We start from the raw sequence: 515 nt of genomic DNA on the forward strand, positions 1-515 counted from the left end.
CATTGATGGTGCAGGTGTTCGAGGTGACTTCGCCGTTGAAGGTGATGGTGCCGTCAGCAGCAGAGGCAACCTGGGCGGCCATCGCGGTGCTGGCCAAGATCAGAACGGAGAGAAGTTTGCGGTTCATTTCGAATATTCACTAAAGTTGAAGAAGTTGGATTTGGCAGAAGGCGATAACCAGGGAATTGCCAATTGCCAAGACCGAATTAAATCGATCCACACGCCGCAGGCACATAAGAAAAATCCTAAAGCAGCGTTTGGAGCAGTACCGCTGTGCAAAATGGCACGGTGAGGCCTCGATCTACGCGCCTCGCGCAGCGAATTCGTTCGCCGCCGCTGGTGCTGCTCCATGGGAGGAAGCGCACCGGCGGCGCGCTTCCGGGCTACCAGAAATTACTGGTAGATGAGCGTGTACATCACGCTCGAATTGGCTGCGCCGGCGCCAGCAGCTCCATTGACAGCCACGTATTCAGCGGCGTAGGGCAGCAGTGCAGATCCGGCGGTGATAGCAACCG

Annotated in this window: 2 pseudogenes; both read right to left on the reverse strand. The window is 56.7% G+C overall.

Going from position 1 to position 515, the window contains the following annotated elements:
• Positions 1 to 127 (reverse strand): annotated as a pseudogene (locus tag AC1DHL_RS29785) (fimbrial protein); the annotation flags it as partial.
• 266 nt (positions 128 to 393) lie between these two features.
• Positions 394 to 515: pseudogene (locus AC1DHL_RS29790) on the reverse strand (fimbrial protein); the annotation flags it as partial.

It is taken from the genome of Variovorax sp. 10L426, from assembly GCF_056395305.1.